General features: G+C 42.3%; 13 protein-coding genes, 1 pseudogene and 1 other annotated feature. Of the genes and pseudogenes, 13 read left to right on the top strand and 1 reads right to left on the bottom strand.

The window, feature by feature from the left end:
• Positions 1-15 precede the first annotated feature (15 nt).
• The 9 genes from AWM75_RS04285 to rplL all read left to right on the top strand — a co-directional run bounded on the left by AWM75_RS04285 (position 16) and on the right by rplL (position 5,780).
• Positions 16-618: an RNA polymerase sigma factor gene (locus AWM75_RS04285; protein ID WP_067978675.1), complete on the top strand. Its 603-nt coding sequence runs from the start codon at positions 16-18 to the stop codon at positions 616-618.
• Between the two features lie 118 nt (positions 619-736).
• On the top strand, positions 737-889 hold the full coding sequence (rpmG, locus tag AWM75_RS08605; RefSeq protein ID WP_074572655.1) for a 50S ribosomal protein L33: 153 nt from the start codon (positions 737-739) through the stop codon (positions 887-889).
• A 57-nt stretch (positions 890-946) separates the two neighbouring features.
• Positions 947-1,090, top strand: coding sequence for a preprotein translocase subunit SecE (secE, locus tag AWM75_RS04280; RefSeq protein ID WP_235585061.1), 144 nt, complete (start codon positions 947-949; stop codon positions 1,088-1,090).
• Positions 1,091-1,215: 125 nt separating this feature from the next.
• On the top strand, positions 1,216-1,770 hold the full coding sequence (gene nusG, locus AWM75_RS04275; protein ID WP_067978669.1) for a transcription termination/antitermination protein NusG: 555 nt from the start codon (positions 1,216-1,218) through the stop codon (positions 1,768-1,770).
• A 126-nt stretch (positions 1,771-1,896) separates the two neighbouring features.
• Positions 1,897-2,322 (top strand): 50S ribosomal protein L11, encoded by a 426-nt coding sequence (rplK, locus tag AWM75_RS04270; RefSeq protein ID WP_067978666.1) that lies wholly within the window; start codon positions 1,897-1,899, stop codon positions 2,320-2,322.
• Positions 2,323-2,394: 72 nt separating this feature from the next.
• Positions 2,395-3,084 carry a 50S ribosomal protein L1 gene (gene rplA, locus AWM75_RS04265; protein WP_067978663.1) on the top strand — a complete coding sequence of 230 codons (690 nt, stop codon included), beginning with the start codon at positions 2,395-2,397 and terminating at the stop codon, positions 3,082-3,084.
• Between the two features lie 138 nt (positions 3,085-3,222).
• Entirely contained in the window at positions 3,223-4,626 is a 1,404-nt protein-coding gene (locus AWM75_RS04260) for an aldehyde dehydrogenase family protein (RefSeq protein ID WP_067978661.1), read from the top strand.
• Positions 4,627-4,679: 53 nt separating this feature from the next.
• Positions 4,680-4,817: a sequence feature (ribosomal protein L10 leader region), on the top strand.
• Positions 4,818-4,845: 28 nt separating this feature from the next.
• A complete protein-coding gene (rplJ, locus tag AWM75_RS04255; protein WP_067978657.1) occupies positions 4,846-5,352 on the top strand; it encodes a 50S ribosomal protein L10 in 507 nt (168 codons plus the stop codon).
• A 59-nt stretch (positions 5,353-5,411) separates the two neighbouring features.
• Positions 5,412-5,780 carry a 50S ribosomal protein L7/L12 gene (gene rplL, locus AWM75_RS04250; RefSeq protein WP_067978655.1) on the top strand — a complete coding sequence of 123 codons (369 nt, stop codon included), beginning with the start codon at positions 5,412-5,414 and terminating at the stop codon, positions 5,778-5,780.
• 46 nt (positions 5,781-5,826) lie between these two features.
• Here the strand turns inward: rplL and AWM75_RS08795 are convergent, their stop codons facing one another.
• Positions 5,827-6,471, bottom strand: a complete 645-nt coding sequence (locus tag AWM75_RS08795) for a hypothetical protein (RefSeq protein ID WP_074572653.1) — start codon at positions 6,469-6,471, stop codon at positions 5,827-5,829.
• A gap of 124 nt (positions 6,472-6,595) precedes the next feature.
• On the opposite strand from AWM75_RS08795, the gene AWM75_RS04240 reads away from it, so the two are divergent.
• The 4 genes and pseudogenes from AWM75_RS04240 (at position 6,596) to rpoB (ending at position 14,420) form a co-directional block, all read left to right on the top strand.
• Positions 6,596-7,204, top strand: coding sequence for a class I SAM-dependent methyltransferase (locus AWM75_RS04240; protein ID WP_067978651.1), 609 nt, complete (start codon positions 6,596-6,598; stop codon positions 7,202-7,204).
• Between the two features lie 323 nt (positions 7,205-7,527).
• Entirely contained in the window at positions 7,528-8,757 is a 1,230-nt protein-coding gene (locus AWM75_RS04235) for a quaternary amine ABC transporter ATP-binding protein (protein ID WP_067978647.1), read from the top strand.
• Positions 8,750-10,497, top strand: a pseudogene (locus tag AWM75_RS08935) (ABC transporter permease/substrate binding protein). The gene AWM75_RS04235 and the pseudogene AWM75_RS08935 overlap by 8 nt, the downstream one beginning before the upstream one ends.
• 335 nt (positions 10,498-10,832) lie before the next feature.
• Positions 10,833-14,420, top strand: coding sequence for a DNA-directed RNA polymerase subunit beta (gene rpoB, locus AWM75_RS04220; RefSeq protein ID WP_067978638.1), 3,588 nt, complete (start codon positions 10,833-10,835; stop codon positions 14,418-14,420).
• The last annotated feature ends 14 nt before the right edge of the window (positions 14,421-14,434 follow it).

The following is a 14,434-nucleotide window of genomic DNA, read 5'->3' as shown; positions in this document are numbered from 1 at the left end:
ATCGAGGAGGAAGCTGTGGTTCAAAATAATGAAGAATTATTTTATAAGGCGTTATCTGATAAAGACCTGATTAAAAGATGGCAGAATGGAGATGAGGAAGCTTTTCGGACCCTTGCGCGTCGTTACCTTCCTTTAGCCTATGCTGCTAGTCGTAGCTATCGCATCCAGTTAATGGATAGCGATGATTATATTCAAGAGTTACTCGTGTCACTTAATAAGGCCACTAAAGAATTTAAAGTTAACAGTGATGTATCTTTTGCTGCCTTTATCAAAAGAACTTATCATAATCGTATGGTTGATCTCGTACGAGCTGAGAATGCTGTTAAACGTCTAAGTGATAAGCATAAAAGTTATTTGGAAGATAAGTTTCCTGATGGCTGCTGGCATGAACATTTGCTTACGCCTTCAGCTTCTGATAACCCTGAAAATAGAGTGATTATTAGGGAATCCTATGCTGAATACCGTCAGGCTTTATCTGAATTAGAGCGGCTAGTCTTTGATCTTAGTTTAGCAGGTAAAACTGTTAAAGAGATAGCTAGCCAACTATCATGCTCAGTCTCTCAAGTCAGCCGTGCCCAGCAACGCTGTCGACTAAAACGACTCTATTATTTTGATTAATACTAGTGATAAAATTGGAGCCAGGGCTAGCCTTGGCTCCTTACTGATTCTTATTGACTTTTGAAAAAAAGCCATTTATCATGTTTAAATATAAGTAAAACAAAGGAAGTGCGCGTCGATGGCAGTTGCTAAAATTACTCTGGCCTGTACTGAATGTGGTCAAAGAAATTATACGGTTAAAGTAAACCCCGCTAATCGTACGGAACGGTTAGAAGTAAAGAAATTCTGTAAATACTGCAACAAGCACACCCTCCATAAACAAACCAAGTAGCGGAGAAGTGAGAGAAAGGATGTTATTATGGGCTTCATCAAGGGCGTTTTTCATGAGATGAAAATGGTCACTTGGCCAACTGGCCGCGAATTAATGCGGTATACCGGTATTGTTGTAGCAACAATTATTGTTGTTGCTGTATTCCTTGGCCTAGTTGACTGGGCAGCAACCCAAGCCTTTAATTGGTTCTTACAAGTTTAAAAGGAAGCCAATAAAATGTCGCAAGTCCTTTTACTTTATGGTAAACTTAAAGGGAAGAAGTTGCGGATAAAACCTTTCACATCGTTGAGAGGTTTTTTAATTTGAAAAAGAAAGAGGAAGCGTCTGTGGTAGAACAATTAGAGCAATCCAAGCAATGGTACGTCCTTCACACCTATTCTGGGTATGAAAACAAAGTTAAACAAAATTTAGAGATGCGGATCACCTCCATGGGGATGGCAGATTATATCTTCACGGTTGTTGTACCTGAGGAGGAGCAAGTTAAGCGTAATAAAAATGGTGAAACCAAGTCTGTGATGGTCAAAACTTTCCCGGGTTATGTGTTAGTGGAAATGATAATGTCCGATGAAGCCTGGTTTGTTGTGCGTAATACGCCGGGGGTTACTGGTTTCTTAGGCTCACACGGACAGGGTTCTAAACCAACCCCACTCTTACCAGAGGAAGTAAGCAATATTTTACGTAGCCAAGGTATGGCCAGCCGTCACCGGGATATTGAGTTTGACTTGGGTGAAGTGGTCTTAATTACTGATGGTGCCTTCGATGGTATGGAAGGTCGGGTTGAAGAAATCGACAACGAGCATGGTAAGCTCAAAGTGATTGTAGAGATGTTTGGCCGTGAGACCAATGCGGAAGTTAACTTTGACCAAGTTGATAAAATTTAGAAAAAGCTTGCTATTTTAAGCTAAATATGGTTTAATACCAAGATGTGTGGCAAACACACTGTGGGAGGGGTAAAAATTGCTGCCCCATTAAACCACAACACGAACAGAAACAAGGAGGAATGTGTCGTGGCAAAAAAAGTAGATTCAATCGTTAAATTACAAATTCCTGCAGGTCAAGCTAGTCCTGCGCCACCAGTAGGTCCTGCATTAGGTCAAGCTGGTATCAACATTATGGGATTTACTAAAGAATTCAATGAACGTACTAAAGACCAACAAGGTATGATTATTCCGGTCGTTATTACAGTTTACGAAGATCGTTCATTTAGCTTTATTACAAAAACCCCACCAGCAGCTGTATTACTTAAAAAAGCTGCAGGAACTGAAAAAGGTTCTGGTGAGCCAAATAAAAATAAAGTAGCAACAGTTACACGTGACCAAGTCCGTGAAATTGCTGAAACTAAAATGGAAGACTTAAATGCTGCCGATGTTGAAGCTGCTATGCGTATGGTAGAAGGTACTGCACGCTCAATGGGCTTCGTTGTTGAAGGCTAATTAAAGTAAACCGTCAAACGATAACAATCGTGGGAGGACTATCCGCTAAAACCACAAGGAGGAATAAAAATAATGGCAAAAAAATCTAAGAAACAATTAGCGGTTGCAGAGAAATTTGACAAGAATCAAATTTATGCAGCTGATGAAGCAGTAAAAATTATCCAAGAAAACTCATACACTAACTTTGATGCAACTGTTGAAGTTGCTTACCGCTTAGGTATCGATGTTAAGAAGAACGACCAACAAATCCGCGGTGCTATGGTATTACCTAATGGTACTGGTAACACCCAACGCGTTTTAGTTTTTGCTAAAGGCGAAAAAGCTGAAGAAGCGCGTGCAGCCGGTGCTGACTATGTTGGTGAGCAAGAATTCATCGACAAAATCAATGAAGGTTGGTTTGAATTTGACGTTATCGTAGCAACACCAGATATGATGGGTCAAATTGGTCGCTTGGGTCGCGTTTTAGGTCCTAAAGGTTTAATGCCTAACCCTAAAACTGGTACAGTAACACAAGATGTGACTAAAGCCGTAACTGATATCAAAGCTGGTCAAGTAACTTACCGAGCTGATAAATCTGGTAATGTTCATGTGCCAATCGGTAAAGTGTCATTCAGTAACGAAGACTTAGTTGAAAACTTCAAGGCTTTACACGAAACTATTTTACGTGTGAAACCTGCTTCAGCTAAGGGTACTTATGTACGTAACTTAGTAGTGACTTCAACTATGGGACCTGGTGTCAAAGTTGATGTTAACTCTCTATAATTAGATATTTAACCTGGACTGCAGTCCAGGTTTTTTTATTATAATTCCTAGTTGACTAGGGTTATCATTTGTAAGCATAGAAGGGCTCGTGGTATCCTTGTTATAAGATGTAAGCCTTACAAACTAGGAGGAGAAAATATGAGGGATTACCAACTTTTTATTGATAACCAGTGGCAAGATGCCAGTAGTGGTGAAATGATTGACGTCATTAATCCTGCTAACGAAGAAGTAATTGGACGCGTACCCAAGGCTGGCCAGGCTGATGTAGATCGTGCCGTAGCAGCGGCTAAAAAAGCCTTTTTGCCATGGAGCCAATTGCATGTTGACCAGCGTATTTCCTTCCTAGAAAAAGTTGAGGAGGGTTTGGCTGCCCGCCAGGATGAAATTGCTGCTACAATTGTGGCTGAGCTAGGGGCAAGTAAGACCTTTTCTTGCCAGCGTCAGGCACCGATGGCAATTAAGGAGAGTCAGGCAACCTTAGACCAGGCGCGTCAATATCCATTCCAGGAAGATTTGGATAATGCGGTGATTAGACGTGAAGGTGTGGGTGTGGTCGCAGCGATTACACCTTGGAATTATCCTTTAAATCAAATCCAGCGTAAGTTAACACCAGCTCTAGTGGCCGGTAACACGATTGTCGTCAAACCAGCTTCAGAAACACCACTAACAGCCATGATTTATGCTGAAATTATTGAAGAGGCTGGTTTGCCAGCTGGTGTTTTCAATCTAGTCACTGGATCAGGTAGTGAGACGGGGGACTACCTAGCTGGCCACCCAGATGTAGATTTAATTTCCTTTACTGGTTCAACGGAAGTGGGTCAAGGACTTTATCATAAGGCGGCTAGTACAGTTAAGCAACTAGTATTAGAGTTAGGTGGGAAATCGGCCTTGATTTACTTGCCAGGTGGCGACCTACAAGCAGCTGTGAAGCAAGCAGTTGATAGCTGTGTTAACAACTCTGGTCAAACTTGTTCAGCCCTGACTCGTTTATTAATACCTGCTGATGAATATGATCGGACCAAGCAAGTAGTAAAAGACTATATTGACACTATCCAACAGGGCGACCCAAGTGACGCGGATACAGTCATTGGGCCTATGGTTTCAAAAGGACAGATGGAAACAGTTCTTGAATATATCGATCAAGGACAGGCTGAGGGCGCCGAATTATTAACGGGTGGTTACCGCTTAGAGCGACCAGGGTACTTTGTGGCACCAACTGTCTTTGTTGAGGCTGATAATCGCATGTCAATTGCCCAAGAGGAAATTTTCGGTCCTGTGCTAACTATTCTGACCTATCAAGACACAGAAGATGCTATTAAACAAGCAAATGATTCAATTTATGGCTTGTCAGGAGCAGTAGTTGGCCCAGAAGGTCCAGCACTAGAGGTGGCTCAGGCTATGCGAACAGGCAATGTGATTATTAATGGTGCCAGTATGCCTGACCACGCACCCTTTGGTGGCTACAAGCAATCGGGTGTAGGCCGAGAAAAAGGTCGTTTTGGTATCGATGATTATGTTGAAATTAAGGCAGTTTTCAAATAAAGATAAAAAAGTGTTGACCTAACTGAGTCATTCTGGTAATATAACTATCGTTGATGAAAATCAATTGCTTACCGAAGACAGCTAGCGGCTTTGCCTTAATTTCTAGCCGAGGAAGATCCAGTTAGGTCACACCGATGTGGCTTTATTAAGATCCTCTATGTCTTTGGACATAGAGTTTTTTTATTAAAAACTCTAAAAAATCTATGGAGGTGAAACTTAGTGAGCGAACAAATGATTGCTAAAAAACAACAGCAAGTAGATGAGGTTGTAGCGAAAATTGAAGCCGCGCAATCAATGATTGTTGTTGATTACCTAGGTTTAACGGTGGAAGAAGTGACTGAGTTACGTAAACAGTTACGTGAAGCTGGCGTTGAATTCAAAGTTATCAAAAACACTATCATGCGTCGTGCTTTAGATTCTATGGAAATCGACTATCATGCCGAAGTATTCCAAGGCCCAACTGCTGTTGCTTTTGGTATGGAAGATGCTGTAGAACCTGCACGTATCTTAAAGGATTTCGCTAAAGGAGCAGAAGCTCTAGAACTTAAAGGTGGGGTTATTGAAGGTAACACACTTTCAAAAGAAGAAATCTCTCGGATTGCTTCTCTACCAAACCGCGAAGGTCTACTTTCTATGTTACTATCAGTTCTTCAAGCACCTGTCCGCAATGTGGCATACGCTGTCAAAGCAGTGGCAGAAGCAAAAGAAGAAGAAGATGTTGCCTAATTTGGCATTATCCATCTAGAAGATTACCAAGTACAATTATATAAAATGGAGGAATAATAATGGCTTTAAATGTTGAACAAATTATTGCTGACTTAAAAGAAGCAACTATCCTAGAATTATCTGATTTAGTATCTGCAATCGAAGAAGAATTCGGTGTATCTGCTGCTGCTCCTGTAGCTGTAGCTGGTGGCGGCGATGCTGGTGCTGCTGAAGAGAAAACTGAATTTGACGTTGAATTAACTTCAGCTGGCGATGCTAAGATCAAAGTTATCAAAGCAGTTCGTGAAGCTACTGGCCTAGGTCTTAAAGAAGCTAAAGACTTAGTTGACGGTGCACCTGCAGTTGTTAAAGAAGGTCTTCCTGCTGAAGAAGCAGAAGCACTTAAAGCAGCTATCGAAGAAGCTGGCGGTTCTGCAGAACTTAAATAATAAAATCCATAGATTAAAAGCCTGGACTCCTGTCCAGGCTTTTTGCTTATTCTTTAGTTTGCGGCAGGCTGCTGACTGTGACTTGGTCAATGGTTCCCTCAAGGGTCAGACTAGTGATGGTTAGCACACCATTATTAATGAGATAGGATTGGCTAGCAGCGATAGGTAGGTTGTGCTGGCCCGCATAAGTTTTAATTGCAGCTTCTAAAGTCATGGTATCCTCAAAAGGTAGCTGAACGCCAGTCTGGCTGGCTACCTGTCCAACCAGGTCATGGGCTTGGAATTGGTTACTGCGTCTTGTGACAAATTCGTCGACAGAATCAGTGACTAAAAAACGCATGACCACAAAAATAATAGCTATTGCTAGGGTGCCTAGGACCAAGTCAAGCATGGTTGAAGCATAAATTAGCATTTTCCTGGCAATAACAAATAGAATTAGTTCTAAAATGGCATTGGTAGAGTGGTAAAGAATCATCAGGATGAGCTCAATGCCAACGATTAGGAGTAAGGCATAACCCAGGAAGCGCTGGAAGATTTCATAAGTTTCGGCCGGGTCATACTGGTAGATATGAATAAAGTAGGTAAAAAAATCTTTCAGACCAATGACAACACCGATAGCAATAACAATAGCGATAATGACCTCTAATATTGAGGTAGTCGTTTTCAACCTCTTTTTAGTACGATTAAGCATAAGCAAGCCTCCAATCTTTCTAGCCTATATTCTACTATAAAAGTAGGAACAAGGAAATTTTTGCTTGCCGGCCTTAAGCCATTTATCTAAACTAGGAGTAAAAGATTGATAAGGGAGTCTTAAAATGAGTAAACAATATTTTGAAAATAATCAGGACCTAGCCCATGATGTCCAAGCCCATCCTGTTCATGTCCTAGGTCGCGATTACCAATTTTATACCGATCATGGGGTTTTTTTTAAGACTGGCTTAGATTTTGGTTCGCGGGTATTAATTGAAACCATTATCGACCAAAAGCTATTGGCCCCTAAAATATTAGATGTGGGCTGTGGTTATGGTCCCATTGGCATAATATTAGCCAGTCATTTAGCGACTAGCGACCAAGTCCATATGGTGGATGTTAATGAACGTGCCTTAGGACTTGCCCAACAAAATGCGCAAATTAACGGTCTTAGAGACTTGCATATTTATTCATCAAATACTTATGACCAAGTCACCGACCAAGACTTTGACTTAATTGTCTCTAATCCCCCCATACGGGCTGGCAAGGCTGTTGTTCACCAGATTTTAGCAGGTGCCTATGATCATCTTAAAATTGGTGGTCGTTTGCTGGTAGTCATTCAAAAGAAACAAGGAGCCCCTTCTGCACAAAAGAAAATGGCAGAAGTTTTTGGCAATGTGACTGAGCTAGAAAGACGCAAGGGTTATTGGATTTTATCAGCTGTCAAAAGCTAGATAGTTTGTGAAACTATATTATTTAACAAATGATCTCTATCAATATATGCAAGCCTTTCTTGCATATGTTAATATAGATTAGATTGTGAAAAAGTACAATATCGGCAAGGTATTGTACTTTTTATTTGCTCAAATTGCAAGGGTTTCCATTACTTTTAGTTAAGTAATTGGTTTGAAAAAATTTAAAAGAAAAAGAGTAGATTTCAGAAAAAAAAGAGCCAGCTAAGCCTGTCTCTTTTGAAATGGTTTGCTGGATTTGTTAGGGTGATAAAAGTGATGTTTATGCAATAAACCAAAAATGAAATAGGAGGCATTATTAACTTATGAGTTCAGTTAAGATTTCTAATCTAACTAAAATCTATGGCTCGCGGGGTCAGGTTGACCGGGCCAAAAAAATGCTAGCTGAAGGAAAATCAAAAGAAGAAATTGTAAAAGCAACCGGCGCAACTGTAGGGGTTGACAATGCTTCTATGGATATTCGCGAAGGCGAAACTTTTGTCATTATGGGGCTATCTGGATCGGGTAAGTCTACTTTACTGCGGATGATTAACCGCCTGATTGAACCGACGTCTGGTTCAGTTGAAATTGATGGGGCTGACTTAACAAAAATTTCTGAATCGGAATTACGCGAGGTACGCCGTAAGAAAGTTTCCATGGTATTCCAAAACTTTGGCCTTTTCCCGCATATGACGATTTTGGAGAATACTGAATATGGCTTAGCTGTTCAGGGCGTTGATAAGGCTGAGCGCCAAGCCAAGGCAGAGAAAGCCTTAGATAATGCTGGACTACTAAGTTATAAGGACCAGTATCCTGACCAACTGTCAGGGGGGATGCAACAACGTGTTGGTTTGGCACGCGCCTTGGCCAATGATCCAGAAATCCTTTTAATGGACGAGGCCTTCTCGGCTTTAGATCCGTTAATCCGCCGCGATATGCAAGATGAATTAGTTGAATTACAAGAGCGGGTTAATAAAACCATCGTTTTTATTACCCATGACCTTGATGAAGCCTTACGCATTGGTGATCGGATTGCCCTGATGCGCCATGGTGAAGTGGTACAGATTGGTACGGGTGAAGAGATCTTGACTAATCCAGCTAATGATTATGTTGAGAAATTTGTTGAGAATGTTGACCGCTCTAAGGTGATTACTGCCGAGAATGCCATGAAACGTCCTGAATATACGGTCAATATGAGCCGGGATGGTGTGCGGGTGGCCCTACGTCGCATGCAAGATGAAGATATCTCTCGGATTATGGTGACTGATAATGACCGGGCCATGCGTGGCTATGTCACAGATAGTGAGGCTCTAGCCTACATTCAAAGGAAGTCACAAACAGGCGAACCTTTAAACTTAGAGGATATCTTACATACTGATGCGCCAATCATAGCACCAGATGCGACAATTAAAGAAACTTTTGATGCACTTACAGGCGCCAACCTACCAGTATCAGTAGTCGATGAAAATGGTAAGTGGTTAGGGATTATTAATCGTCGTATGGTTATCGACCTCTTGTCATCTAATGAAAATTCAGAGGAGGAAGTAAATGCTTAATTTCAACTTATTAGCAATTAGCCAGTTGCCAGTTGCCAACTGGGTGGAGCAAGCGACAGCTTGGATGACTGATACTTTTGCTGGTCTTTTTGATATCCTACAGAGCCTGGGTGCCAGTGTTATGGATGGCTTGACCAGCATCCTGATGATGATTCCGCCAGCTATTTTTATCCTGGCTTTGGCGGTGATCGCCTACTTTGTATCAAATAAACGTTGGTCGCTCCCTGTCTTTGTCTTAATCGGTTTGGGCTACGTCTTGAACCAGGGCTTATGGCCGGAATTGATTGATACGGTCACCCTAGTTTTGGTATCCAGTTTGGTATCAATTATTATTGGTGTGCCCCTAGGTATTCTAGCATCCAAATCTGATATTGCTGATGCGATTATCAAGCCGGTGCTAGACTTCATGCAGACAATGCCTGCTTTTGTTTATTTGATTCCAGCGGTTGCCTTTTTTGGCATTGGTACAGTACCCGGCGTTTTTGCCTCGGTAATTTTTGCCCTACCACCAACAGTCCGTATGACCAACCTGGGCATTCGCCAGGTACCAGTAGAATTGGATGAAGCGGCTGAGGCTTTTGGTTCAACTGGTTCTCAAAAACTTTTTAAAGTAGAATTGCCCCTAGCCAAGTCGACAATTATGGCAGGGATTAACCAAACAGTTATGCTAGCTCTATCAATGGTAGTTACCGGTTCAATGATTGGTGCACCAGGTTTGGGTCGAATTGTTTTATCTTCTCTACAAAGAGCCCAAGTGGGTACTGGATTTGTTGCTGGTTTAGGTATTGTGGTCCTAGCCATTATTATTGACCGCATTACCAATTTTGCCACTGAAGATAGTCGTCGATAGGAGGTCCTTAAATGAAAAAAATACTACTCGGCCTCTTGGCCATCCTAGGATTGGTTTTAACACTAGGTAGCGAGGATGCTTTTAAATCATCTTTATTCCAAGCTAGCCAGGGACAAGGGAATGGCGAGTCTGTTACCCTGTCCTACGTAGAATGGGATACGGAAGTGGCTTCTACCAATGTTATCGCCGAAGTTTTACGTCGTGAAGGTTATGATGTCACTATTACGCCGCTAGATAATGCGATTATGTGGTCAGCCGTAGCTTCTGGAGAAGCAGATGCCATGGTTGGTGCCTGGTTACCCCAAACCCACGGCCCCCAATTTGACCAGTATGGTGATCAAATGGAAGACTTGGGTCCGAACCTAAAAGGGGCTAAAATTGGTATGGTTGTGCCTAGCTACATGGACGTTGACTCCATTGCTGACTTAAGCAACCAAGCTGGCTCTGTCATTACTGGTATTGAGCCAGGAGCTGGGGTAATGATGGCTACAGAAGAAGCCCTAGCTAGTTATCCCAATCTAGCCAATTGGGACTTACAATCTTCCTCATCAGGTGCTATGACGACTGCTTTAGGTCAAGCCATTGATAACGAAGAAGAGATTGTCGTTACCGGCTGGTCACCGCATTGGAAATTTCAAGCCTACGACCTGAAGTACTTGGCAGATCCCGAAGGCGTTTATGGTGGTGAAGAAACAATTAACACTATGGTAAGGCAGGGGCTAAAAGAAGACCAACCGCGTCTTTACCAAATTCTTGACCAATTTAACTGGACGTTAGAAGATATGGAGCAAGTGATGTTAGCTGTTTCTGATGGGCAGTCACCTCAAGAAGCGGCGGCTGAATGGGTAGATAATCACCCGGATAAGGTTGCTGAATGGTTAGCTGAATAAGCTAAATGATTAATGTTTTAGTATATAGAAGCTGTGGCACAGGTCATGGCTTCTTTTTTTATAGTTAAGCCTTGACCAAAGGGGTTAATCTTGCTATAATTAAAAATGATTGAGAATAACTAAAATTTTATTGGAAAGCGCCGAAATATTGTCCGGTCGCGATTCCATCTGGTAAAACAAAAGAAATATGGCAAAAGCTATGGATTCTTTTGTTATTTTTTTGCCCAAAAATAGGGTAAAATTACCAAAGTTAAGATTTCTTAATATAATCTTAATATTTTCTCAGCTGTTAGTATCATAAGTAAGTGCTAATCATTAAGGGGTGGACAACTTTTATGGCTGGACATAATGTCAAATATGGGAAACACCGAGTTCGTCGTTCGTTTTCAAAAATTAACGAGGTCTTGGAGCTACCAAATTTAATTGAAATTCAAACCAAATCATACCAATGGTTCCTAGATGAGGGTCTAAAAGAAATGTTTAAGGACATTTCGCCAATCGAAGACCATGCTGGTAAGCTATCTTTGGAATTTACAGATTATCAACTGCATGAACCAAAATATAGTGTCGCTGAAGCGAGAACCCAAGATACCAACTACTCAGCGCCTATCTATGTCAAACTACGTTTAATCAATAATGAGACTGGTGAAATTAAGGACCAAGAAATCTTCTTTGGTGATTTTCCATTGATGACGGATTCAGGTACCTTTATTATCAACGGTTCAGAACGGGTTATCGTATCGCAATTGGTGCGGTCACCAGGTGTATATTTCAACGACAAGGTAGACAAGAATGGCCGATTGACTTATGGATCAACAGTTATTCCTAACCGTGGTGCTTGGTTAGAAATGGAAACAGACGCTAAGCACATTTCCTATGTACGTATTGATCGGACGCGTAAAATTGCAATGTCAGTATTGATGCGAGCCCTAGGTTTTGGTTCAGATGACCAAATCAAAGAGTTATTCGGTCAAAGTGAGACCCTTGATTTAACCTTAGAGAAGGATGTCCACAAGAATCCTTCTGATAGCCGGACTGAAGAGTCGCTCAAGGATATTTATGAACGTCTACGTCCAGGTGAACCGAAGACAGCTGAGTCCTCACGTAATCTCTTAATTGCACGTTTCTTCGATCCACGTCGCTATGACTTAGCCTATGTTGGACGTTATAAGATTAACAAGAAACTAGATCTCAAGACCCGTCTCTATAACCAGACTCTGGCAGAAAACCTAGTTGATCCTGAAACAGGTGAAATTCTCTTTGAAAAAGGGACTGAAATTACCCGAGAAGTTATGGATGAATTGGGACCATTGCTTGATAATGGTTTGAATATGACGACAGTTTATCCTAATGATGATGCGGTGATTGCGGATCCAATTGACTTACAGATTGTTAAGGTATATTCAAATACTGATCCTGAGCGTGAGCGTGTTGTTAATGTTGTCGGTAATGGTAACCCAGCTGACGACGTTAAGGCCTTGACTGTTGCCGATGTGTTAGCCTCACTATCATACTTCCTTAACCTGTATGAAGGGCTAGGTAAAGTTGACGATATCGACCACTTGGGTAACCGTCGTATTCGTTCGGTTGGTGAGTTATTACAAAACCAATTCCGTATCGGTTTAAGCCGGATGGAGCGGGTGGTTAGAGAGCGGATGTCTATTCAAGATGTTGATACAGTAACTCCGCAACAGTTAATTAATATTCGCCCGGTAGTAGCAGCTATAAAAGAGTTCTTTGGTTCTTCACAGCTCTCACAATTTATGGTCCAGACCAACCCATTGGGCGAATTGACCCATAAACGGCGTTTATCTGCCTTGGGACCTGGTGGTTTAACCCGGGACCGGGCTGGTTACGAAGTTCGTGACGTGCACTATTCTCACTATGGCCGGATGTGCCCAATTGAAACGCCTGAAGGTCCGAATATCGGTCTAATTAACTCCCTATCTACCTATGCTAAGATTAACCGCTTTGGTTTTATTGAGACCCCTTACCGTCGGGTCGATTGGGATACTCACCAGGTGACTGACAAGATTGATTACCTAACCGCCGATGAAGAAGATAACTTTGTAATCGCTCAGGGTAATGCGCCATTAAATGAAGACGGTAGTTTTAAAGAAGACTTAGTCATGGCCCGTTATGTTGAGGAGAATATTGAAGTAGCTCCTGAGCGGGTAGATTATATGGACGTTTCACCTAAGCAGGTAGTAGCTGTAGCGACTGCTTGTATTCCGTTCTTAGAAAACGATGACTCTAACCGAGCCTTGATGGGTGCTAACATGCAGCGGCAAGCTGTACCACTTTTAAAACCACAGGCACCACTAATTGGTACTGGTATGGAATATCCAGCTGCCCACGATTCAGGCGCCGCTGTTGTATCAAAAACAACTGGTAAAGTAGAGTATGTTGATGCCAACGAAATTCGTGTTCGGGCTGAAGATGGTGCCCTAGACCGCTATGAACTGATTAAATACCACCGGTCAAACTCATCAACTAGCTACAATCAAACGCCTTTGGTTCATACAGGGGACCAGGTTGAGGCTGGCGATATCCTAGCCGATGGCCCATCAATGGAAAAAGGGGAAATGGCCCTGGGTCAAAACCCACTGATCGCCTTTATGACCTGGGATGGTTACAACTATGAAGATGCGGTAATTATTTCTGAGCGCCTAGTAAAAGACGACGTCTATACTTCTATTCATATCGATGAGTTAGAGTCAGATGCACGTGATACTAAGTTAGGCCCAGAAGAAATCACTCGGGAAATTCCTAACGTTGGTGAGGATGCCTTACGCAACTTGGACGAGCGAGGTATTATCCGAATTGGTGCCGAAGTTAAGGATGGCGATATCCTAGTTGGTAAAGTAACACCTAAGGGGGTAACTGAGTTATCAGCTGAGGAACACCTACTGCACGCTATTTTTGGTGAAAAAGCGCGTGAAGTTCGTGATACCTCATTGCGTGTCCCTCACGGTGGTGGCGGTATTGTCCACGATGTGAAGGTCTTCCTACGTGATAATGGTGATGAATTAGCACCAGGCGTTTCTATGCTAGTGCGTGTTTATATTATCCAAAAACGTAAGATTCAAGTTGGGGATAAGATGGCTGGTCGTCATGGTAACAAGGGGGTTGTTTCTCTTGTATTACCAGTTGAAGATATGCCGTATATGCCTGACGGTACCCCAGTCGATATTATGCTTAACCCACTAGGGGTGCCATCACGGATGAACATTGGTCAGGTATTAGAGCTTCATCTAGGTATGGCAGCTCGGCGGATGGGCATTCACATTGCTACGCCAGTATTTGATGGTGCTGGTGAGGATGATGTTTGGGAAACTGTTAAAGAAGCCGGTATGGCTAGCGATGCCAAGACTATTCTTTATGATGGTCGTACTGGTGAGCCGTTTGATAACCGAGTTTCAGTTGGTGTCATGTACTACCTGAAACTATCTCACATGGTTGATGACAAACTTCACGCCCGCTCAATTGGTCCTTACTCATTAGTTACCCAACAACCATTGGGTGGTAAGGCACAATTTGGTGGCCAACGTTTTGGTGAGATGGAAGTTTGGGCGTTAGAGGCATATGGTGCAGCCTATACTCTACAAGAAATCTTAACCTACAAGTCTGACGATGTTGTCGGACGGGTTAACACCTACGAAGCCATTGTTAAGGGTGACTCTATACCTAAGCCAGGTGTACCTGAGTCCTTCCGCGTCTTGATTAAAGAGCTACAATCTTTAGGTTTAGATATCAAGGTTTTAGATGCGGCTGATCAAGAAATTGATTTGCGCGATATGGATGAAGACCTACCAGGTTTCCCTAAACCACAGAGTGCACAAGAAGAGAATAAGGAAGCTGACGACCAAACGAGCGATAACAATCCTGATGTTGTTGCCGAAGATCGTCAAGTCAATGAATAGTCTGGGCGATTAAA

The organism is Aerococcus urinaehominis (assembly GCF_001543245.1).
Taxonomy (GTDB): Bacteria; Bacillota; Bacilli; order Lactobacillales; family Aerococcaceae; genus Aerococcus; species Aerococcus urinaehominis.
This window is presented reverse-complemented; position numbering and strand designations above follow the sequence as displayed.